At 69.9% G+C, this 19212-nt stretch carries 21 protein-coding genes and 1 tRNA gene; 11 read left to right on the forward strand and 11 right to left on the reverse strand.

From position 1 onward, the window contains the following. Nucleotides 1–54 precede the first annotated feature (54 nt). Together AC07NX_RS19180 and AC07NX_RS19185 are read left to right on the forward strand one after the other, a co-directional pair. Nucleotides 55–615, forward strand: coding sequence for a response regulator (locus AC07NX_RS19180; RefSeq protein ID WP_494643969.1), 561 nt, complete (start codon nucleotides 55–57; stop codon nucleotides 613–615). Continuing rightward, nucleotides 605–1810: a sensor histidine kinase gene (locus AC07NX_RS19185; RefSeq protein WP_494643971.1), complete on the forward strand. Its 1206-nt coding sequence runs from the start codon at nucleotides 605–607 to the stop codon at nucleotides 1808–1810. Before AC07NX_RS19180 ends, AC07NX_RS19185 begins: the two co-directional genes overlap by 11 nt. On the opposite strand, the gene AC07NX_RS19190 is transcribed toward AC07NX_RS19185, so the two are convergent. Further along, a complete protein-coding gene (locus AC07NX_RS19190) occupies nucleotides 1793–2737 on the reverse strand; it encodes a LysR family transcriptional regulator ArgP (protein ID WP_494643972.1) in 945 nt (314 codons plus the stop codon). The genes AC07NX_RS19185 and AC07NX_RS19190 overlap by 18 nt on opposite strands. A 68-nt stretch (nucleotides 2738–2805) precedes the next feature. Between AC07NX_RS19190 and AC07NX_RS19195 the strand changes: the two genes are divergently transcribed. Continuing rightward, complete coding sequence (locus AC07NX_RS19195) at nucleotides 2806–3435, forward strand: LysE/ArgO family amino acid transporter (protein WP_494643973.1); 630 nt, start codon at nucleotides 2806–2808, stop codon at nucleotides 3433–3435. A gap of 50 nt (nucleotides 3436–3485) precedes the next feature. Here AC07NX_RS19195 and AC07NX_RS19200 read toward each other — a convergent pair. Next, nucleotides 3486–3576, reverse strand: a tRNA-Ser gene (locus tag AC07NX_RS19200). A 132-nt stretch (nucleotides 3577–3708) separates the two neighbouring features. Between AC07NX_RS19200 and hfsE the strand changes: the two genes are divergently transcribed. From hfsE to hfsH, 4 genes are read left to right on the forward strand one after another with little or no spacing between them, the layout of a single operon-like run. Continuing rightward, nucleotides 3709–5220 carry a polysaccharide biosynthesis protein HfsE gene (gene hfsE / locus AC07NX_RS19205; protein WP_494643975.1) on the forward strand — a complete coding sequence of 504 codons (1512 nt, stop codon included), beginning with the start codon at nucleotides 3709–3711 and terminating at the stop codon, nucleotides 5218–5220. A gap of 9 nt (nucleotides 5221–5229) precedes the next feature. Continuing rightward, on the forward strand, nucleotides 5230–6672 hold the full coding sequence (gene hfsF / locus AC07NX_RS19210) for a polysaccharide biosynthesis protein HfsF (RefSeq protein ID WP_494643976.1): 1443 nt from the start codon (nucleotides 5230–5232) through the stop codon (nucleotides 6670–6672). Beyond that, nucleotides 6669–7610, forward strand: a complete 942-nt coding sequence (gene hfsG / locus AC07NX_RS19215; RefSeq protein WP_494643977.1) for a polysaccharide biosynthesis protein HfsG — start codon at nucleotides 6669–6671, stop codon at nucleotides 7608–7610. Before hfsF ends, hfsG begins: the two co-directional genes overlap by 4 nt. After that, nucleotides 7610–8383: an oligosaccharide deacetylase HfsH gene (gene hfsH / locus AC07NX_RS19220; protein ID WP_494643978.1), complete on the forward strand. Its 774-nt coding sequence runs from the start codon at nucleotides 7610–7612 to the stop codon at nucleotides 8381–8383. Before hfsG ends, hfsH begins: the two co-directional genes overlap by 1 nt. A gap of 122 nt (nucleotides 8384–8505) precedes the next feature. Here the strand turns inward: hfsH and AC07NX_RS19225 are convergent, their stop codons facing one another. The 5 genes from AC07NX_RS19225 to AC07NX_RS19245 all read right to left on the reverse strand — a co-directional run bounded on the left by AC07NX_RS19225 (nucleotide 8506) and on the right by AC07NX_RS19245 (nucleotide 13238). Next, nucleotides 8506–9192: an FABP family protein gene (locus AC07NX_RS19225; protein ID WP_494643979.1), complete on the reverse strand. Its 687-nt coding sequence runs from the start codon at nucleotides 9190–9192 to the stop codon at nucleotides 8506–8508. A gap of 64 nt (nucleotides 9193–9256) precedes the next feature. Continuing rightward, nucleotides 9257–9616, reverse strand: a complete 360-nt coding sequence (locus AC07NX_RS19230; protein ID WP_132087798.1) for a DUF1304 domain-containing protein — start codon at nucleotides 9614–9616, stop codon at nucleotides 9257–9259. Between the two features lie 57 nt (nucleotides 9617–9673). After that, nucleotides 9674–10936 (reverse strand): O-antigen ligase family protein, encoded by a 1263-nt coding sequence (locus AC07NX_RS19235; RefSeq protein ID WP_494643981.1) that lies wholly within the window; start codon nucleotides 10934–10936, stop codon nucleotides 9674–9676. A gap of 10 nt (nucleotides 10937–10946) precedes the next feature. Continuing rightward, nucleotides 10947–11648: a sugar kinase gene (locus AC07NX_RS19240; protein WP_494643982.1), complete on the reverse strand. Its 702-nt coding sequence runs from the start codon at nucleotides 11646–11648 to the stop codon at nucleotides 10947–10949. Between the two features lie 90 nt (nucleotides 11649–11738). After that, entirely contained in the window at nucleotides 11739–13238 is a 1500-nt protein-coding gene (locus AC07NX_RS19245) for a GumC family protein (RefSeq protein WP_494643983.1), read from the reverse strand. 85 nt (nucleotides 13239–13323) lie between these two features. Between AC07NX_RS19245 and AC07NX_RS19250 the strand changes: the two genes are divergently transcribed. Beyond that, nucleotides 13324–14076 (forward strand): polysaccharide biosynthesis/export family protein, encoded by a 753-nt coding sequence (locus AC07NX_RS19250; protein ID WP_494643985.1) that lies wholly within the window; start codon nucleotides 13324–13326, stop codon nucleotides 14074–14076. 45 nt (nucleotides 14077–14121) lie between these two features. Here the strand turns inward: AC07NX_RS19250 and AC07NX_RS19255 are convergent, their stop codons facing one another. Together AC07NX_RS19255 and AC07NX_RS19260 are read right to left on the reverse strand one after the other, a co-directional pair. Next, a complete protein-coding gene (locus AC07NX_RS19255) occupies nucleotides 14122–14400 on the reverse strand; it encodes a sel1 repeat family protein (protein WP_035081619.1) in 279 nt (92 codons plus the stop codon). A gap of 195 nt (nucleotides 14401–14595) precedes the next feature. Then, nucleotides 14596–15321 (reverse strand): glutathione S-transferase N-terminal domain-containing protein, encoded by a 726-nt coding sequence (locus AC07NX_RS19260; RefSeq protein ID WP_494643986.1) that lies wholly within the window; start codon nucleotides 15319–15321, stop codon nucleotides 14596–14598. Between the two features lie 207 nt (nucleotides 15322–15528). On the opposite strand from AC07NX_RS19260, the gene AC07NX_RS19265 reads away from it, so the two are divergent. Next, entirely contained in the window at nucleotides 15529–16050 is a 522-nt protein-coding gene (locus tag AC07NX_RS19265; protein ID WP_494643987.1) for an RcnB family protein, read from the forward strand. A gap of 179 nt (nucleotides 16051–16229) precedes the next feature. Next, nucleotides 16230–16595, forward strand: a complete 366-nt coding sequence (locus AC07NX_RS19270; protein ID WP_494643989.1) for a proteophosphoglycan 5 — start codon at nucleotides 16230–16232, stop codon at nucleotides 16593–16595. An 84-nt stretch (nucleotides 16596–16679) separates the two neighbouring features. Here AC07NX_RS19270 and gatB read toward each other — a convergent pair whose 3' ends face one another. Both gatB and AC07NX_RS19280 read right to left on the reverse strand, forming a co-directional pair. Then, nucleotides 16680–18179, reverse strand: a complete 1500-nt coding sequence (gatB, locus tag AC07NX_RS19275; RefSeq protein ID WP_494643990.1) for an Asp-tRNA(Asn)/Glu-tRNA(Gln) amidotransferase subunit GatB — start codon at nucleotides 18177–18179, stop codon at nucleotides 16680–16682. A gap of 31 nt (nucleotides 18180–18210) precedes the next feature. After that, on the reverse strand, nucleotides 18211–18612 hold the full coding sequence (locus AC07NX_RS19280; RefSeq protein ID WP_494643991.1) for an endonuclease domain-containing protein: 402 nt from the start codon (nucleotides 18610–18612) through the stop codon (nucleotides 18211–18213). Nucleotides 18613–18818: 206 nt separating this feature from the next. Here AC07NX_RS19280 and AC07NX_RS19285 point away from each other — a divergent pair. Then, a partial coding sequence (locus tag AC07NX_RS19285; protein WP_494643992.1) for a hypothetical protein occupies nucleotides 18819–19212 on the forward strand: 394 nt, incomplete at its 3' end.

Below are 19212 nucleotides of genomic sequence, written 5' to 3' on the forward strand. Positions count from 1 at the left end.
ATTTGCACGAGATTCTCGGCCGCGATGACATCGCCAATGTGTCCGATTCCGAACATGTCCGACGGCCATCGCCCGTGCGCGCTTTTCCTCGACGACGACCCGGACATCCTGGCGTCGGCCGAGCTGGTCCTGGCGCGCGGCGGGTTCGATTTCCTGGGCGTCGAGACGCCCCAGGCGGCGCATGAGCGTCTCGACCGCGAGCCGGTCGACGTGCTGCTGCTGGACCTGAACTTCCGCCGGGGCGACACCACCGGCGAGGCGGGACTGGCCTTCCTCGAGAAACGCCTGGCCGCCCGGCCCGACCTGCCGGTGGTCGTGGTGACCGGCCATTCCGGCATGGCCGTCGCCGTGCAGGCGATGCGGCTGGGCGCCCAGGACTTCGTGGTCAAGCCCTGGAACAATGAGCGCCTGCTGGCCTCGGTGCGGGCGGCCATCGACACGCCCCGGCGCGTGCCGGCCAACCTGCCGCCCCAGGACCTGAACCTCGAGCGTTCCGAAAAGGCGCTGATCCAGGCGGCCTTGACGCGCCGCCAGTTCAACGTCTCGCAGGCGGCCAAGGACCTGGGCCTGACCCGGGCGGCCCTCTATCGCAGGATGGAGAAGCATGGGTTCTAAGGCCTTGGCCCTGCGCCTCCTCGCCCAGGCGTCGATCTTCGCGCTCGGCGTCCTGGCCTGGCTGTCGGTGGCCCACGGGCTGTACGCGACGGCGCTGCTCTGCGCCCTGGCCGGCGGGGCCCTGGCCCTGGACCTGGTCCAGAGGCTCGGCGCCTGGCGGGCCGCGCGGCCGGCCCCGATCCAGGCCGGAAGCGGTTTCGCGACCGAGCTGAACCGCCGCCGGCTCGAGCTGCTGCTGGACCAGACCCCCTCGCCGATCCTGCTGGGCGCGGGCGATGACCGGATCATCGCCGCCAACCGCGCCGCGCGCCGGGCGTTCGACACGCCGCGCGTCCTGTCGGACGCCGCCCGGCTGGCGCTGACGGGCGGGCGGCCGCTCGCGGACCTGGCCTCGCCCGTGCGCTGGCGCGACACCAGCTACGCGGTCAGCCGCGCCGAGATCGTCGACGACGGCGGCCAGGCCGACCTGGTCGTGCTGACCGACATGACCGCCGACGTCCGCGCCGCCGAGGCCGCGGCGCTGCGCGACCTGCTGCGGGTGCTGAACCACGAGCTGATGAACGCGCTGACGCCGGTGGCCTCGATGAGCCGCAGCGCCCTGGACCTGCTGCGCGACGGCGGTCCGGACGCGGCCGACCGGGCGATTTCGGCGCTGGAACGGGCGGTGGCCCGGACCGAGGGCCTGCAGGACTTCATCGCCACCTATCGGACCCTGACCCGCCTTCCACCGCCGTCGCCCCGCGTCGTCGACCTGGCCGCCTGGCTGGACGTGGCGCGGGAGAGCTTCCTGGCGCAATGGGGCGACAAGGGCGTGGCGCTCGACTGCCCGCCGCCGTCGGCGGTCGAGATCCGGATCGACGCCGACCAGATGTGGCTGGCGGTCGGCAACCTGCTCAACAACGCCGCCGAGGCGGCGCTGGAGCGCCCCGATCCCCGCGTCCGCCTCGACGTCCAGCGGGTCGGGGCCGAAATCCGGTTCGTGGTCGAGGATTCCGGGCCCGGCGTGCCGCCAGACCACGCCGACCAGGTCTGCCTGCCCTTCTTCACCACCAAGGCGACGGGATCGGGCGTCGGACTGAGCCTGGCGCGCCAGATCGCCCAGGGCCACGGCGGCGCGCTGACGCTTCTGCCCGCCGCGCCCAGCCTCGGCGCCCCGCTGGGCGGCGCGCGGTTCTGCCTATCCGTTCCCGGGTGAGCCCGCTTCCCCGGTTCGGCCCTCCCCCGCATCGATCCGGTCGAGGGCGTCGGCGCCGGTCGACCTCACGGCCTGGGTCAATCGGTCGAGCAGTCGCGCCGTCAGCCGCGTGCGCTGCCAGTAGAGGGTCACGGCGATGCGCAGGCGCGGCGGCAGCTCCACCAGGCGGCCGCTGGCCAGGTGCGGCTGGGCCAGCACCACCGGAGTCGTGGCCCAGCCCAGCCCGGCCAGGGTCATGTCCAGCATGCCCGGCGTGGAGGGCGTCCAATGGGTCGGCGGCCGGATCCGCACGTCCCAGGCTTCCTTGGCCCATCGCGCCTGCAACTGGTCGCGGCGGTCGAAGCGAAGGATCGGCGCGGTTTCGAGGCTCTGCGCATCGACCCCGTCCGGGAAGAAGCGCGCCATGAAGGCGGGGCTGGCGACGGCGACATAGTCGAGGGCGCCCAGCGGGTAGGTCTTGCAGCCCGGGACGGGCGCGGGATCGGCGGTGACCGCGGCGATGACCTCGCCCGAGCGCAGGCGGTCGGCCGTGTGCGCCTCGTCCTCGACGACCAGGTCCAGCATCGCGCCCGTCTGCTCGGCGAACAGCGCCGCCGCGCGCGGAAACCAGGTGCTGACGCTGTCGGCGTTGACCGCGACCCGGATCGTGGGCGGCCCGGGCGCCGGACCGGCCAGGCCCGGCAGATCGTGGACGACCTCGCTTTCGAGCAGTCGAACCTGTTCGACATGGGCGCAGAGCTTCGCGCCGATGTCGGTCGGCCGGCAGGGGACGCCCCGGGTCAGCAGGATCGCGCCGACCCGTTCCTCCAGCCCCTTGATCCGCTGGGACACCGCCGACGGCGTCACCCCCAGCGCGGCGGCGGCCTTTTCGAAACTGCCTTCGCGCGCGACCGCGGCGACGGCGGCGAGAGACGCGTAGTCCAGCATTAGAACGCCTAAATCAACATAAGAAACATTAGATGTACTACACGTCGGCCCGGCGACATCAAGGGGACATGACCCCTTCCCTGCTCCCCGCCTTCCTCAAGGGCTTCGCCCTCTCCGCCGGTCTCATCATCGCCATCGGCGCCCAGAACATGTTCGTTCTCCGCCAGGGGCTGAAGCGCGAGCACGTCGTGCCGATCGTGCTGTTCTGCGCGGCCGCCGACGCCACGCTGATCGTCGCGGGCGTCAGCGGCCTGGGCGGCGTGCTGGCGCTGCTCCCCGGGCTGTCGCTGGCCCTGAGCCTGGGCGGCGCGGCCTTCCTGGGCTGGTACGGCGTCTCGGCGCTGCGCCGGGCCGCCAAGCCCTCGTCGCTGATCGTCGAGCGCCAGCCGACGATGACCCTGGGCGCCGCCCTGGCCGGAACCGCCGCCTTCACCTTCCTCAATCCGCACGTCTACATCGACACCGTCATGCTGATGGGCGCGGTGGGCGCGGGTCTTCCGCCGATGGAGCGGCCCCTGTTCATGGCGGGCGCCGCCCTGGCCAGCCTGACCTGGTTCTCGTCGCTGGGCCTGGGCGCGCGGTTCCTGGCGCCGCTGTTCTCTCGTCCGGCCGCGTGGCGCGTCCTCGATCTGGGCATCGGCGTCATGATGCTGGCGCTGGCCTCCAGCCTGATCCACGCCGCCGTGCTCGCCGGCTAGCCGCGCGCGGAGTCTACCGGATCGGGCCGGAAAATAATGATGGGCGGGGATGGCGGAGACGGAGGGATTCGAACCCTCGATACCCTTTTGGGGTATGCCGCTTTAGCAAAGCGGTGCCTTCAGCCTCTCGGCCACGTCTCCTCCTGAGAGGGAGCGGTTCGATAGCCTGTTCGCGGCGGCATGACAACGCGCTGTCTCGAAAAATCCGCGTTAACGCGAAGCTCAGACCGCGAGTCTAGGTTGAACCCTGTTCTACAAGGGGGTCTGAGCTTCATGTCGTCTGCTGTCGCACATACGGAACTCGAGACGGCCATCGCGATCGACGGCCCGACGGCGTCCAGTGTCGTGATCGAAGACTCGGCCCAGGCGGTGGGCCGGCGCGGCCCGTTCCGGCCTGGCCGCCTGGTTCCGGCCCGGGCCCGAATGCAGGTGCGCAGCCTGTCGCGGCTGTTCCGCGTGATCGACGGCCTGGCCTTCGCCGGGGTCACCGCCGGCGCGATCGCCATCGCCCGCCCCGCGCCCGACGCCTATGCGCCGCTGGTCCTGGGCGCCCTGGCCCTGCTGCCCGCCCTCTACATGCTGGAGGCCTACACCTTCCACCGCCGCGAGACCCTGGGCCGCCAGGCCCTGCGCGTGTCCGCCGCCTTCGGCGCGGTCGCCGTGGTGGTGGCCCTGGCGATCCTGGTCTTCGAACGGGGCCGGCCGGACACCGCCCTGGCGGCCGGCTGGGCCGTGGCCCTGGCCGCGACCACCGCGGCGCTGCACGTGGCCTGGTGGCGCGTCGTCGACCACGGCCGTCGCGAGGGCCGCCTGACGCCCAACGTCGTGGTGGTGGGCGCGACCGCCAACGCCGAGCGCTTCATCCGCGCCGCCCTGGCCACCGGCGACGTCAACGTGCTGGGCGTGTTCGACGACCGCGCCGACCGCGCCCCGCCCCAGGTGCTGGGCGTGCCGGTGCTGGGCGGCACCGGCGCCCTGATCGGTCACCGCATCATGCCCTATGTCGACCGGGTGATCATCGCGGTGAGCGCCGCCGCCCAGGCCCGCGTCGACCAGCTGGTCGAGCGCCTGGAAGTCCTGCCCAACCCCGTCAGCCTGTTCGTCGATCTGAACCGCGAGGCCCAGCGCAACGCCTCCCTGGCCCACTTCGTCGACCTGTCGGGCGCGGCCACCGACGCGCGGCGGGCCTTCGTCAAGCGCGTCCAGGACCTGACGGTCGGGTCTCTGGGCCTGCTGGTCGCCGCGCCGTTCATGCTGCTGGTCGCCCTGGCCATCAAGCTGGACACCCCCGGCCCGGTGTTCTTCCGCCAGCGCCGCCACGGCTTCAACAACGAGGCGATCCTGGTCTGGAAGTTCCGCTCGATGCGCCACGAGGCCGCCGACGCCAAGGCCGCCCGCCAGGTCACAGCCGGGGACGACCGCGTCACCAAGGTCGGCAAGTTCATCCGCAAGACCAGCCTCGACGAGCTGCCCCAGCTGTTCAACGTGCTGCGCGGCGAGATGTCGATGGTCGGCCCCCGCCCCCACGCCATCGGCATGAAGAGCGGCGACGTGGAGTCCGAGACCCTGGTCGCCCGCTACGCCCACCGCCACCGCATGAAGCCCGGCGTCACCGGCTGGGCGGCGATCAAGGGCTCGCGTGGCCCCGTCGACACCGCCGAGCAGGTGCAGGAGCGCGTGGCCCTGGACATCGAATATATCGAGCGCCAGTCGTTCTGGCTGGACCTCTACATCATCGCCATGACCATCCCCTGCCTGCTCGGGGACCGGTCGGCGGTGCGCTGAGGACGAAACATGTTCTGGCGTGGCGTACTGGGATATCTGCCGGTCAACATCGCCCAGGGCGTGGTGGGGCTGCTCACCATCGTCCTGTTCACCCGCGTCCTGACGCCCGAGCAGTACGGCGTCTACGCCCTGGCCTTCTCGGCGTTGAGCCTGACCCAGACGGTCCTGTTGACCTGGATCGAGGCCGCCATGGCCCGCTTCCTGGCCCGCCAGGACGCCGACGGCCGGCTGCCCGATCATTTCGCCACCCTCTACCGCCTGTGGTTCACCCTGGCCCTGGCCGTGCCGGTCGTCGCCGCCGGCGTGCTGCGCTTGGCGCCCCTGTCGGCTCCCATGAAGGTCGCCGTCGCCGCCGCCTTCGCCGGGGCGGTGGTCAGGAGCCTGGCCAAGCTGTCGCAGGAGCGCCGGCGCGCGGCCGGCGAGGTGTCCAGCGCGGCCCTGCTCGACATCGTCCAGACCGTGGGCGGCTTCCTGCTGGGCCTGGTCCTGGCCCTGGTCGGGCTGGGCGGCGCGGCGCCGCTGCTGGGCATGGGGGCGATCTCCCTGCTGTGCCTGGTGTTCGTGCTACCGGCCGAGCTGCGCCGCGCCAGGGGCGGCCGCTATGATCCGGCCATGGCCAAGGCGTACGCCGCCTACGGTCTGCCGGTCGCCCTGTCGCTGATCCTGGCCCTGGTGCTGTCGACCACCGACCGCTTCCTGCTGGCGGCCTTCCTGAACGAGCAGGCGGTGGGGATCTACCACGCCGGCTACTCGCTGGGCTCGCGGACCCTGGACGTGGTGTTCATCTGGCTGGGCATGGCCGGCGGGCCGGCCCTGGTCGCGGCGCTGGAGCGCGGCGGCCATCCCGCCCTGAAGGACGCCGCCCACGAGCAGGCGAGCTTCATGGTGCTGCTGACCCTGCCGGCCGCCGTCGGCCTGGCCCTGGTCGGCCGCCCGCTGGCCCAGGTGATGGTCGGGGCCGATCTCAGCGCCGGCGCCGGCCGGGTCGTGCCGTGGATCGCCGTGGCCGGCTGGCTGTCGGGCGTGACCACCTACTACCTGCTGCAGGCCTTCACCCTGGGCAAGAGGACCCTGATGCTGATCGCCTGCATGGCCATTCCGGCCGGGGTCAATGTGGCGCTGAACCTGGCCCTGATCCCGCGCTTCGGCCTGGACGGCGCCCTGTGGTCGACCGCCGCCAGCTATGGCGTCGGCGCGGTCGGCGCGACGATCCTGGGCCGCCGGGCCTGTCCCCTGCCCGTGCCCTGGGCCGCCCTGGCCAAGTCCGGCCTGGCCTGCGCCCTGATGGCCGCCGCCGTGCTGGCCGTGCCGGCCTTCGGCGGCGTGGTCGAGCTGATCCTCAAGGCGTCCGCCGGCGCCGTGGTCTATGGCGTGGCGGCGCTGGCGCTCGATGCGGGCGGCCTGCGCGGCCGGGCCCTGGACATCCTGCAACGTCGATTGAAGCCCGCATGACCGCCGTGACCGAAACCCTGACCGACAACGCCGCCTGGACGGCCTTCGACCAGAAGGGCGCCGCGCCGCGCCTGTCGGTGCTGATCCCGACCTATCGCGACGACCCCTGCGCCCTGCTCAAGGCCCTGGACGAGCCCGGCGCCGACGCGGAGATCGTGCTGCTGGACGACGGCGGCGGCGACGACGCCCTGACCCGGCGCATGGCCGCCCGCATCGAAAAGCTGAAACTGCCCGCCCGGCTGGTCGTGCTGTCGCCCAACGAGGGCCGCGCCAAGGGCCGCAACCGCCTGGCCCGGCACGCCCGCGGCCGCCACCTGCTGTTTCTCGACAGCGACATGCTGCCCGACCCGATCGGCTTCCTGGCCCGCTGGGCGGCGGTCGCGGCCGACGACACGCCGGTGGCCTTCGGCGGCTTCACCCTGGACCAGACCCCGCGTCGCCCCGAGCACGAACTGCACCGGGCCATGGCCCTGAAGAGCGACTGCACCCCGGCCCCGGAGCGGGCCAGGGAACCGGAGAAGCACGTCTTCACCTCCAACCTGCTGGTCCGCCGCGACGTCTTCGAGACCATCGGGTTCGACGAAGGCTTCGCCGGCTGGGGCTGGGAGGACGTCGAGTGGGCCATGCGCGTGGCCCGGCGCCATCCGATCCTGCACATCGACAATTCGGCCACCCACCTGGGCCTCGACACCGCGCCGACCCTGGCCGCCAAGTACGAGCAGTCGGCCGCCAACTTCGCCCGGGTGGTGGCCAGCCATCGCGAGGTGGTCAGCGCCTATCCCAGCTACAGGATGGCCAAGACCCTGAAGTCCCTGCCTTTGCGCACGACCTGGCGGCCGATGCTCAAGGCCTTCGGCCTCAACGAGGCGGCCCCGACGCCGCTTCGCGCCCTCGCCCTGCGGCTCTATCGCGCCGCGCTCTATTCGGACGCCGTCTGATGCAAACCTCGTTCGAGAAAGTCGACGCCTACGAGCCCGACCGCAGCCTGAAGGGCAAGGTCCGCCGCCGGCTGATCCGCCTGGCCCACCGCCGGCCGGCCCGCGTGAAGCTGGAACGGCCGATGGTGTCGTTCAGCTTCGACGACGCCCCGGCCACCGCCTGCGAGGCGGGCGCGCAGGTGCTGGAACAACGCGGCCTGCGCGGCACCTACTATTTCGCCGCCGGCCTGACCGGGCGCGAGGGGCCGATGGGCCGCTTCGCCACCGGCGCGGACGCCGCCCGCCTGCACGCCGCCGGCCACGAGATCGCCTGCCACACCTTCTCGCACCTGGACTGCGGCCAGGCCTCGCGCGACGAGACCCTGGCCGACATCGACCTCAACGCCCGACATCTGGCCGAGTGGGGCGCGGGCCAGCCCGTCAGCTTCGCCTACCCCTATGGCGACGTCGCCGGCCCGGCCAAGACCGCCCTGGCCGGACGCTTCAAGACCCTGCGCGCCCTGCACCACGGCCTGATCGCCGACGGCGCCGACCTCAACCAGGCCCCGGCCGTCGGCATCGAGGGCGCGGACGGCGAGCAGGTGGCCCTGGACTGGCTGGACAAGGCCCACCGCCGCAAGGCCTGGCTGATCCTCTACACCCATGACGTCTCGCCCGAGCCGTCGCAATGGGGCTGCACGACCGCGGCCCTGGAGCGGCTGGTCGACGGCGCCCTGACGGCCGGCTTCGACGTGGTGACCGTGGCCGAGGGCGCGCGGCGGATCGGGCTGTAGGGGCGGCGGCCCCCTCCGGCCCTTCGGGCCACCTCCCCCAGAGTGGGAGGATCTAGCCGCGCCGTGCAGCTGCTCCCCCTCTGGGGGAGCTGTCGGCGAAGCCGACTGAGGGGGTTTTCCGCCTACGCTCCGCCCAGCGTCACGAACCCATGCGCCTCGGCCAAACCAATCCCGCCCGCGATCCGGGCCGAGGGATTGGGTCGGGGTTCGGCGACCTTGGTCAGGGTGTTGCGGTCGACGTGGCGGAACGGCGCGGTCCGGCCGCGCACCTGGAGCATGGTCGTCGACACATAGGACCAACCGCCGTCGGCGTCGAAGCGGACCTCCAGCTCGTAGGAATCGGTCCGGAACGCCCATTCCAGGAAGTCAGTCGAACAGATCCCGTAGCCGGGCCCGCCCCGTTCGGCCCGGACCACCAGGCCGGAGCCGTCCGGCGTCGCCCGGCCGCTGGCCAGCGCCACCTGGCCGCGCGGGATGGCCAGGGTCTGCATGATCAGCCCGGTGGCCGGTTCCCAGAGCCAGTAGCCGACCTGGTCGTGGAAGGTCGTGTCCTCGTCCGACGCGACGATATGGACGTGGTAGCGCAGGCCGTAGAGCAGCTGCGGCCCGTTCGCCTGCGGATCGATCGGCTGCATCTCGATGCGCTCGAGATAGTCGCGGCGCTCCGGCCCGTCCGCCTTCGGGTTCAGGTCGACGCCCTTGCGCCCCTCCCAGACGCCGGCCAGCGGCCGCAGCGGGCCCAGATTGGCCAGGGTGTCCGGATCCACGTCCTCCGGTTCGCTGAAGATGTCGTCGGGGAAATCGATCATCGGGTCCTCGGGCCAAGCTCGGGCATTGCCTCTAGCGGGATGACCCTTGGCGTCAAGCCCGGACCTAGACCATCCACCACAGCGCCAGGGCCGCTACGGCCGGCAAGGTCTGGATCAGCAGGATCGAGCGCTTGACCGTCAGGCCGCCCCAGACGCCGGCCACGGCCACGCAGGCCAGGCCGTAGAAGGCGAACGCCTTGGCCGTCACGTCGTCGGGCCAGAACAGCCCCAGCGCCAGGGCCGCGACCAGGAAGCCGTTGTAGCATCCCTGGTTCGACAGGGCCGGCTTGACGATCGCCGCCGCCGCGTCGGTCAGGCCGAACACCCGCTTGCCCCGGGTATCGAACAGCACCGTCTCCAGGAGGACGATGTAGACGTGGATCAGGGCGACGATCCCGGTGACGATCTGGGCGGCCAGCAGCATGCGGAGGGTCCTTCCAAGGGAAGGGAGTGAGCCCCGGTTCGCCCCTCAAGGCAACGCTTACCGCTCGACCTCGCGGTCCGGGAAGGCCAGCTTCGTCGCGAAGGCGACGAACAGCACCCAGCGGAAATCGTTGTAGACGACCGCGATGCTCTCGGTCAGGGACACCAAGCTGTAGACGACCAGGAAGGGGAAGGCCAGCAGCGCGCCGCGGTCACGGAAGACGGAGATCACAGCCAAGGTCATGGTCTGCAGGTAGAACAATCCCCAGGCGATCAGGCCCACCAGGCCCAGGCCCAGCCACTGCTCCAGCCAGCTGTTGTGGGCGTGCTGGGCCTGGAAGCCGGCGTTCTTGCTGATCCAGGCGAACGGCCCCCACCCGCTCTTGTCGCCCCATACGGCGGAGTAGCCATAGCCCTGCCAGGGGCGGTCCTCGATCTCGCGCATCACCGCGCTCCAGATCTTGGTGCGGCCGGTCAGGGTGGCGTCCTTGCCGAGGATGGCGAAGAACACATCGGCGGCGAACAGGGCGAAGGCGATCAGCAGGACGACGCCGGTCACCCCCGCCCAGGTGGCCGCCGTGCCGACGGCCGGGCCCCGGCGGGCCACCAACACGAAGCCGAGGGCCCCCGCGCCCAACACCAGCGAGACCAAGGAGGTCTTGGAGGTCGACATCAGCACCAACACCACCGCCAGCCCCGCGAAGGCCCACCACAGCCGGGCGCGCTGGGGGTTGAGCAGGGCCGCCGCCGACAGGATGCAGAAACCGAAGGCCATCAGGCCGCCTAGACCGTTCTTCTCGCGCCACAGGCCGCGCCAGGCGCCGGGGAACAGCTCGGTCATCACCCCGATGCGCGGCACGGCCAGGCACACGACGAAGCAGGCGACGATCAGCACCGCGAAGGCCGCGCCCACCACCTCGGCCAACTGCGGCCAGCGGAACCGCGCCGCCAGGGCCACGCCGCCCAGAGTGGTGCAGACCAGCGCGAAACAGCGCCGCACCGTCTGGTCAGGGTTCACCGACCAGAACATCGAGGCGACGGCGACCGTCAGCAGGAGCAGCAGGAAGGGCTGGCGGATCAGCACCCGCAGACTCGCGCCCGGCCGCAGGGCGATCAGGGCGAAGCCCGCTGCGTAGGCGGGCAGATAGCCCAAGCGCAGGATGGCCGAGCCGCTCTCGGTGGCGTTCTCGCCGACCGCCGGCAGTTCCCATCCGCCGCTGAAGACCAGCAAGGCGAAGACGGCCAGGCCAAACAGCGCGATCTGGACGAAGGTCAGCCGGCGCGGCGGCGCGACGCTCGCCGCCCCGTAGGCGGGGGTCACGGCCGGGGCCTCAAGGCAGGATGGCCTTCAGGAACTTCGGCGGCTGGACCGAGGCCTGGTTGAAGAACACGCCGGCGGTGCGGCTGCCGGCCGAGGCCAGGGCGTCGCGCAGCAGGCCCGGTGGCCGCACGTCGGGCTGCTGGGCGCTGACCACCAGCACCGTCTGGTCCATGTGCTGGGCCAGGGTCAGGGCGGCCTGGGAACGGTCGGCCGACGGGCAATCGACGACGATGATCTCGGCATGGCGGCGCAGGGCCGCCCAGTATTCGACGCCAGGCAGGATGTGGACCTTCTGGCGCCCCCGCAGGGCCTCGCGGTTGAAGCGGGTCACCCAGAAGCGCGGTCCGCCCACGCTGTGGGCCGTCAGGTACTTGGCGTCGGGCCAGACGCCGCCGTCCGGCTTGGGGGCCGGCGGCTGGACGGTGAAGAAGGCCGAGCCGTCGGGCGAGGCGGCCGTCCCGCCGCCCAGCTGGCCGTAGCGCTCGGGATCGGCGGCGATGGCCTGGTATTGCGGCGAGGTGACCAGGTCCAGGTCGATCAGCCAGGTCTTGCGGCCGGCCCGCCTGGCGGCGAAGCGGGCGAATTCGCGGGCCGCCGTCGAGGTTCCCTCCCCGCGTCGGGCGGCGACGAACTGGACGACGTGCGCGCGGCCGGGCGCGGGGGCGCCCAAGGACCCCCACAGCTCCGCCATCTCGACGTTCAAATCCACCATTCGCCGAATCGCCGCGCGTTGAAGTCCATTTACCTTAAGGCCCAAACGCGCTCGCGCGAAAGGCGACGAAAGCGCTCAGGGTTGCAAGCCTCAGCGCTTGTAGTTGGCCGTGGCCAGGACCGGCAGCCCCAGGGTGCGCGAGGCCGAGGCCGGGGTCTGCAGGCCCGGCCGCAGCAGCATGCGCACCAGGCCCGCGCAGGCGGCGGTGAAGGCCGCGAACAGGAAGGCCAGCACGATGATCGGCTTCTTGAGGCTCTTGCCGGTCGACGGGGCCACGGCGCGCTGGACGATGCGGATGTTGTCGCTGCCCTCGGCCGACATCTGGCGCTGAGCCTGGTCCTGCTGTTCCTTGACCGTGAAGTCCTTGACGTTCGACGACAGCACGTCGCGGTCGCGCGACAGCTGGTTGAAGGTCGGTTCCAGTTCGGCCAGGCGCAGCAGGCGCTGGTTCACGTCCTGCACCTGCTGGCCGTAGGCGTTCAGCGATTGCTGGAGCGCGGCGACCTCGGCGGTCAGGTCGTTGCGGGTGGACTGCAGGGTCTGCCAGATCGGGTTGGGGCCGCTGCGGCGCGCGCCCTCGCCGTTGGTGCGGCCCGACGACACGCCCTGTTGCAGCTGGGCGATCTGCGCGTCGATGTCGCGGACCGGCTGGGCGTCGGGGCGGTAGCGGGACAGCAGGCCCTCGCGGTCCAGCTTCAGCTGGGCCAGCTTGCTGGACGCCGACATGTCGCTGTCGCGGTACAGCACCATGTCCGTCGGCGTCCTGGCCAGTTCGGCCTCGACGGCGGCCAGGCGGCCCTTGCGGTCCTGCAGCTGGGCCTCGGTGGCGTATTTCTGCGACTCGGCCTGGGCCTGCAGCTGGGTCAGGGCGCTCTTCTGGGCGGTGAAGTCGCCGATGTCGTTGCCCGACAGGAAGGCCTGGTAGGCCGCGTCGGTCTGGGCCAGCTTTTCAGTGAACAGTTCGCGCTGGCGCTCCAGCCCGTTGTCGTCGCCGCCGATCAGCAGGCTGCGGCGATAGATCAGGTATTCCTCGAGCAAGGTGTTGAGCACCTTCTCGGCGATTTCCGGATCCTGGTTGGAATAGGACAGGCGGATGATCGAATTGTCGGGGGCGGTCTCGATCTTCAGGTTGCGGGCCAGGCTTTCGCGGCCCTCGGCCATCAGCTTGCGCTTCGCCTCGGGCGAGGCGACGGCGTACTTGGCGGCGCTGCCGGGAAAGACCCTGCCGAAGCCGACCTTGCGGATCACCCGCTCGCGCAGCTCGCCGCTGCCCAGGATCTCGGATTCCGACTGGATCACCTGGTCGACGTCGGGCACCGCGCCGCGGGCGGCGTCGCCGGCCCGGGGCTCGTAGACATATTCCTGGCCCAGGCGGACGAACAGGCTGGAGCTGGCGGTATAGGTCTTCTTCTGGGTGAGGGCGAAGCCGGCCCCCAGCGCGAAGATCACCACGAAGACCAGGAGCATCAGCCAGCGCTCGCGCCACAGCAGGGTGACGAAATCGGTCGGCGCATAGCGGGCGCGCGCCGCCCAGTCGCTGCGCGACGGCGGGTCATGCGGCACACTGGTCCAGGCGCTCGTCGTCGACATGCGAATCCGATGGGTTCAATCTCAGCCTCACCCTGGTCGGAGCGCGCTTAAGGAGTCGTTACCCATTCCTGTTAAGACTTGTCGCATGCACAGGCGCACCATCCTCTCGGCGGCTTTCGCCCTGCCCTTCGCGGCCAGCGGGCTTTCGCTCGGCCTGGCCGGCTGCGGCCACGTGGACCGCGAGCCCATCACGCCCACGGCCCGTCCGACGGCGACTTTTTCCGATATCGGCTATGCCGACTGGTCGGATCAGGAGCCCGACTACCGGTTCTATCCCGGCGACGAGGTCGAGGTCACCGTGCCCTCGGCGGTCGAGCTGAACAAGTCCGTGGTGGTCCAGCCGGACGGCCGCGTCGCTTTGCCGCTGATCGCGCCGGTGATGGCCGCCGACCGCACCATCGCCGAACTGGAGGCCTCGATCACCCAGGCCTATTCAAGCCAGCTGCTGCGGCCCCAGGTGCAGGTGTCGATCAAGGCGACGGCGCCGCTGAAGGTGTTCGTGGGGGGAGAGGTCGGCAATCCGGGCGCCTTCGACATGGCCGGCGACACCGACGCGCTGCGGGCCATCATCCAGGCCGGCGGGTTCAAGACCTCGGCCAAGCGCACGTCGGTGGTGATCATTCGTCGCGGTCCGGGCGGCCGGGCCATGCTGCGCACGGCGAACCTGCTGTCGGGGATGACCAACGGCCGGGCGGACCTGGTGCCGCTGCGTCGGTTCGACGTGGTCTATGTGCCGCGCAGCGGAGTGTCCGAGGCGGGCCTGTTCATGCAGCAGTACTTCCGGGACCTGCTGCCGATCAGCTTCAGCTACGCGATCAACGGCTTCAGCGGAAACTGAAGCCTTTCACGCGCCTTCAGGAAAAACGACCGAACTTGTCCAGGCTCAGCCGTGGGCCAGCCATTCGCGCGCCTGGCGCTGGGCTTCGGCGACGTCCTCGCTGGCCATCTCCTGCGAGATTTCCTTGCGATAGACCTTGGCTTCGACCGAACCGCGCATGGCGGCCAGGTTGAACAGCATGTGGGCCGACACGTAGTCCAGCGGCGCGCCGCCCTGGCCGGTCGAATAGAGCATGCCCATGCGGAACAGTTCGTCGCCCGAGGCGTCGGCGGTCGGCAGCGGGATCCCGTGGATGGCGGCCGGCGGTTCGATACTCATCATCATGGCTTCAATTCCCCTTCCCAGCCCGCCTTGCCCCTCCGGCTCCGCTTGGCTCGAGAACAGAAAAGTCCATCGCCACTGAACATATAGTTAAAGCCGGCGACATCATGAATCTTACCCCTGAATACATAAATCGTTTAGAGACATTACGTCGCATTCACGGGTGTTACTGAATGTAAATTCGCCGTATACAGCGCGTTAACGGGCACGCTGACCGAACAGCACCTTTCGGGCTTCTTCCTGCGCTTTTCCGGGCGCTTGCAGGCCCGGGCGGCGCAGCTCGGCGCCCAATTTGAAACCCCGCTCGACGGCTTCGCGGGCGCCCAGGCGCTCGAACCACGCCTTCAAATGCGGAAACTCTTCCAGGATGATGCCCTGGTTCTTCCACGGAACAACCCATCCCCAGCACGCGAAGTCGGCGATGGACAATTGGCCGCAGATGAAATCCTTCCCGTCCAGCTGCTTGTTCAGCACGCCATAGAGCCGGTGGGTCTCGTTGGTGTAGCGGATGGCGCCATAGGCGATCTGCCGCTGGTCGCTGACGATGGCGGCGGCGTACTGGCGGAAATGGTGGGTCTGGCCGGCCATGGGACCCAGCCCGCCCATCTGCCACATCAGCCACTGGTCGATCTCGACCCGCTCGCGCTCGCTGGTCCCGTAGAACCGGCCGGTCTTGCGGCCCAGGTACTGCAGGATGGCCCCGGATTCGAACACCGAGATCGGCGCTCCGTCGGGGCCGTCGGGATCGACGATGGCCGGCATGCGGTTGTTGGGGCTGATGGCCAGGAAGTCCGGCTTGAACTGCTCGCCCGCCCCGATGTTCACCGGGATCATCGTATAGGGCAGGCCCATCTCCTCCAGGGCGATGGAGATCTTCCAGCCGTTGGGCGTGGGCCAGTAGTACAGTTCGATCGGACGGCTCATCGAGGCGCTCCCTGGAAGCGTTTGGCCTGAAGGACGTTTTGTTTGGCCACCAACATGGTCCCGCCGCGTCCCGCCGCCAAGGCCGCCCGCGCTCCAGCCTGACGGCGCCGTTCAGATCAGGTTCAGCCACCGCGGCGGAAACTGTCTTCAAGGTCGAGGGATCAGGCGGTTCGGAGAGCCGCCGACCGAAGTAAGGAGACGTCGGATATGAAGCGCTTGTTGCTCACCATCGCCGCCGTGGCCGCCGTCGCCGGGCCGATGGCCGTCGCCGCGAGCGACGCATCCGCCCAGGACCGCGGCCGTTGGGGCCATCACGATGATCGCGGCGGCCGCGGCGATCGCGGCGACCGCCATGAGGGCCGCTGGAACGATCGCGATCGCGGTGGACGCTGGGATGGCCGCCACGACAACGGCCGTCACCGCGGCTGGGACCGGGGCGACCGCTGGGATGATCGCCGCTACAACGGCTACTACTACAACAACCGCTGGAGCTATGGCGCCCCGCCGGCCCATTACTACGGCCACCCCGGCTATCGCCCCGGCTACAGCGCCTGGCGTCGCGGCGGCTACCTGCCGCCCTATTATCGCGGCAACGGCTATGTCATCCACGACTACGGTTACTATCGCCTGCGCCCGCCGCCCCGCGGCTACTACTGGTATCGCGCCGGCAACGACTATGTCCTGGCGGCGATCGCCACCGGACTGATCTTCGACATCATCAACAACTAGATGATGTTCACCTGACGGGTCTGGCGATGCTTTCCAAAACTCTTGGTAAGCGTCGCCATTCGCCACATCCTGGCCGCGCATGCGGCGAGATCGCCCGATTGGCGAGTTATTCCCACCGCATTCGCAGGTCAGCGTGCCGGTCGTGTCACTTTCCGACGCGACAGTAACGAGACGCTTCCATGACCAAGCTCCGCCTCACGGCCGCCGTCGCCGCACTGACCCTCGCCGGCTATGCCGGGTCGGCCCTGGCTCAGCAAACCGCGCCCGCCGATCCGACCGCCCAGACCACGCAAAGCGCCCCCTCCTCGTCCACGACGTCGCCGTCCTACGGCACGGACCCCGCGGCCACGCCGGCCCCGGATCCGGCCGCCGACGCCAGCGCCAGCGGCACGCCGAGCTCGGCCACGGCTTCGGACACCTCGACCGACGCCTCGGCGCCGGCCGCCGACGCCAAGCCCGAGAAGAAGGCCAAGAAGCACCACAAGCCGGCCGGCTCCGAAACCGACCCCGCCGCCAGCTCGACCACGGACACGCCCAAGCCCTAAGGCCCAGCGCTCCGTTCGTGAAAAGGGCCCGTCGCGCGAGCGGCGGGCCCTTTGTCTTTTGCGGCCTAGAAAGACGCAGGGCGCCTACAGCCCCAGCTTGCTCCGCAGCAGTTCGTTGACGGTGGCCGGATTGGCCTTGCCGCCGGTCTCCTTCATCACCTGGCCGACGAACCAGCCGATGGCCTGGGGCTTTTCCTTCACCGCCTGCGCCTTGTCGGGATTGGCCGCGATCAGCGTGTCGATCGCCGCCTCGATGGCGCCCGTGTCGTTGATCTGCACCAGGCCGCGTTTCTCGACGATCTGCGCCGGACGCCCCTCGCCGGCCCACATGTGCTCGAAGACCTCCTTGGCGATCTTGGAGCTGATGGTGCCGTTCTCGATCAGCTCGACCAGCTGGGCGATGTCCTGCGGCGGCAGCGGCGAGTTGGCGATCTCGTGGCCGCCGGCCGACAGCTTCGACAGCAGTTCGTTGGTCACCCAGTTGGAGACCAGCTTGGCGTCGCGGCCCTTGGCGGCGGCCTCGAAATAGTCGGCCCGGTCGGCCTCGATGATCAGCACGCCGGCGTCGTAGGCCGACAGGCCGTACTGGCTCTGCAGGCGCTGCTTCTTGGCGTCGGGCAGTTCCGGCAGGGTCTCCTCGATCTGCTTGACCCAGGCCGGGTCCAGGACCAGCGGCAGCAGGTCCGGATCGGGGAAGTAGCGGTAGTCGTGCGCCTCTTCCTTGCTCCGCATCGACCGGGTCTCCAGCTTGTTCGGGTCGAACAGCCGGGTCTCCTGGTCGATCTTGCCGCCGTCCTCCAGGATCTCGATCTGGCGGCGGGCCTCGTATTCGATGGCCTGCTGGATGTAGCGGTAGGAGTTGACGTTCTTGATCTCGCAGCGCGTGCCCAGGTGGCTGAAGCTGCCGGTCGCGCGGTACTTCTCGTAGTCGCCGGGGCGGCAGACCGAGACGTTGACGTCGGCGCGCAGGTTGCCCTTCTCCATGTCGCCGTCGCAGGTGCCCAAATAGACCAGGATCGTGCGCAGCTTCTTGACGTAGGCGGCGGCCTCTTCCGAGCTACGCATGTCGGGCCTGGAGACGATCTCCATCAGCGCGGTGCCCGCGCGGTTCAGGTCCACATAGGTCGCGTTCGGGTCCTGGTCGTGCAGCGACTTGCCGGCGTCCTGCTCCAGGTGCAGGCGCTCGATGCGCACGTCGAAGGTCGTGCCGTCGTCACGCTCGACGGTCACCACGCCCTCGCCGACGATCGGCTGGTCGAACTGGCTGATCTGGTAGCCCTGCGGCAGGTCGGGATAGAAGTAGTTCTTGCGGTCGAAGCGGCTCTTCAGGTTGATCTGGGCCTTCAGGCCCAGGCCCGTCTTCACCGCCTGCTCGACGCAGAACCGGTTCAGCACCGGCAGCATGCCGGGCATGGCCGCGTCCACCAGGCTGACCTGCTGGTTCGGTCCCGCCCCGAAGCCGACGGCGGCGCCGGAGAACAGCTTGGACACGCTGGCGACCTGGGCGTGGACCTCAAGGCCGAGAACGATTTCCCAGGGGCCGGTGCGGCCTTGGATCACTTTGGAAGAGGCGGTTTCGGTCATGTCTCAAATTCCTGGCCGCGCGGGCGGCCGACTAGAAAAGAGTCTCTTCCCTCCCCCTTGTGGGGAGGGTGGCCCGCGTAGCGGGTCGGGTGGGGCTCGCGGCGTTGAGGGCGAGACAAATCACGTCCACCACCGCGTCGATGTCCTCATGCACCGCCCGGGTCGTAAAGCGCAAGGTTTGGAAGCCGGCGCGCCGGAAAACTTCATCGCGCCGGGCGTCGTGGTCGCGCTGCTCAGGCTCATCGTGATGAGGGCCATCCACTTCAATAATCAGTCTTCGGCTGAGGCAGACGAAATCCGGGTAGTAGCCCAACAGCGGCGCCTGTCGCCGGAAGTGAAAGCCGTCGGCTCTAAACCGACGCAGCCGCACCCACAGGCGCACCTCCTGCCCGCTCATCGCCTTCCTCAAGGCCCTCGCTCGGCGAACGCTCATGGCGTGATCCCCACCCGACCCGCTACGCGGGCCACCCTCCCCGCAAGGGGGAGGGACGAGCTTAAAAGCAACGCTGAGACCTCCGTTTCGCGCAATCTGAAAAATGACCACTTCTGGGCAATATCTAGGTCATTCCAGGCCAACCGGAACTGTCATGGAGCCCTGCCGTTGACTCCCCGAACGCAGATATCGCTCAGGAGGACATCATGGCTGTTCTGAACCTCGACGCCAGCGAACCTTATATCGCCCCGGCGACCCCCGCCGATTCCTCGGCTCTTTTTCCAAGCGCGCCCGTCTATGCTCGCACGCCGGCGAAGAAGTCTTCGTCCAACCTGCCCTGGATGATCGGCTTGCCGGTTCTGGCCATCGCCGCTGGCGGCCTGGCCTGGGGGCTGATGAGCCAGCCGGCCCAGACCCCGACCGTCGACACGGCGCCGCCCGCCCAGATGGCCGAGGCCCAGCCGCTGCCGACCGCCCCGCCGCCCGCCCCGATGCCGACCCCGGCTCCGGCCGCCGCGACGCCCGCCCCGACGCCGCAGCCGACCCCCGCTCCGACCCAGGTCGCCCGCGCCGAGCCGACTCGCGCGACGGCTCCCGCCC

It is taken from the genome of Caulobacter sp. GW821-FHT09A05 (assembly GCF_059418465.1).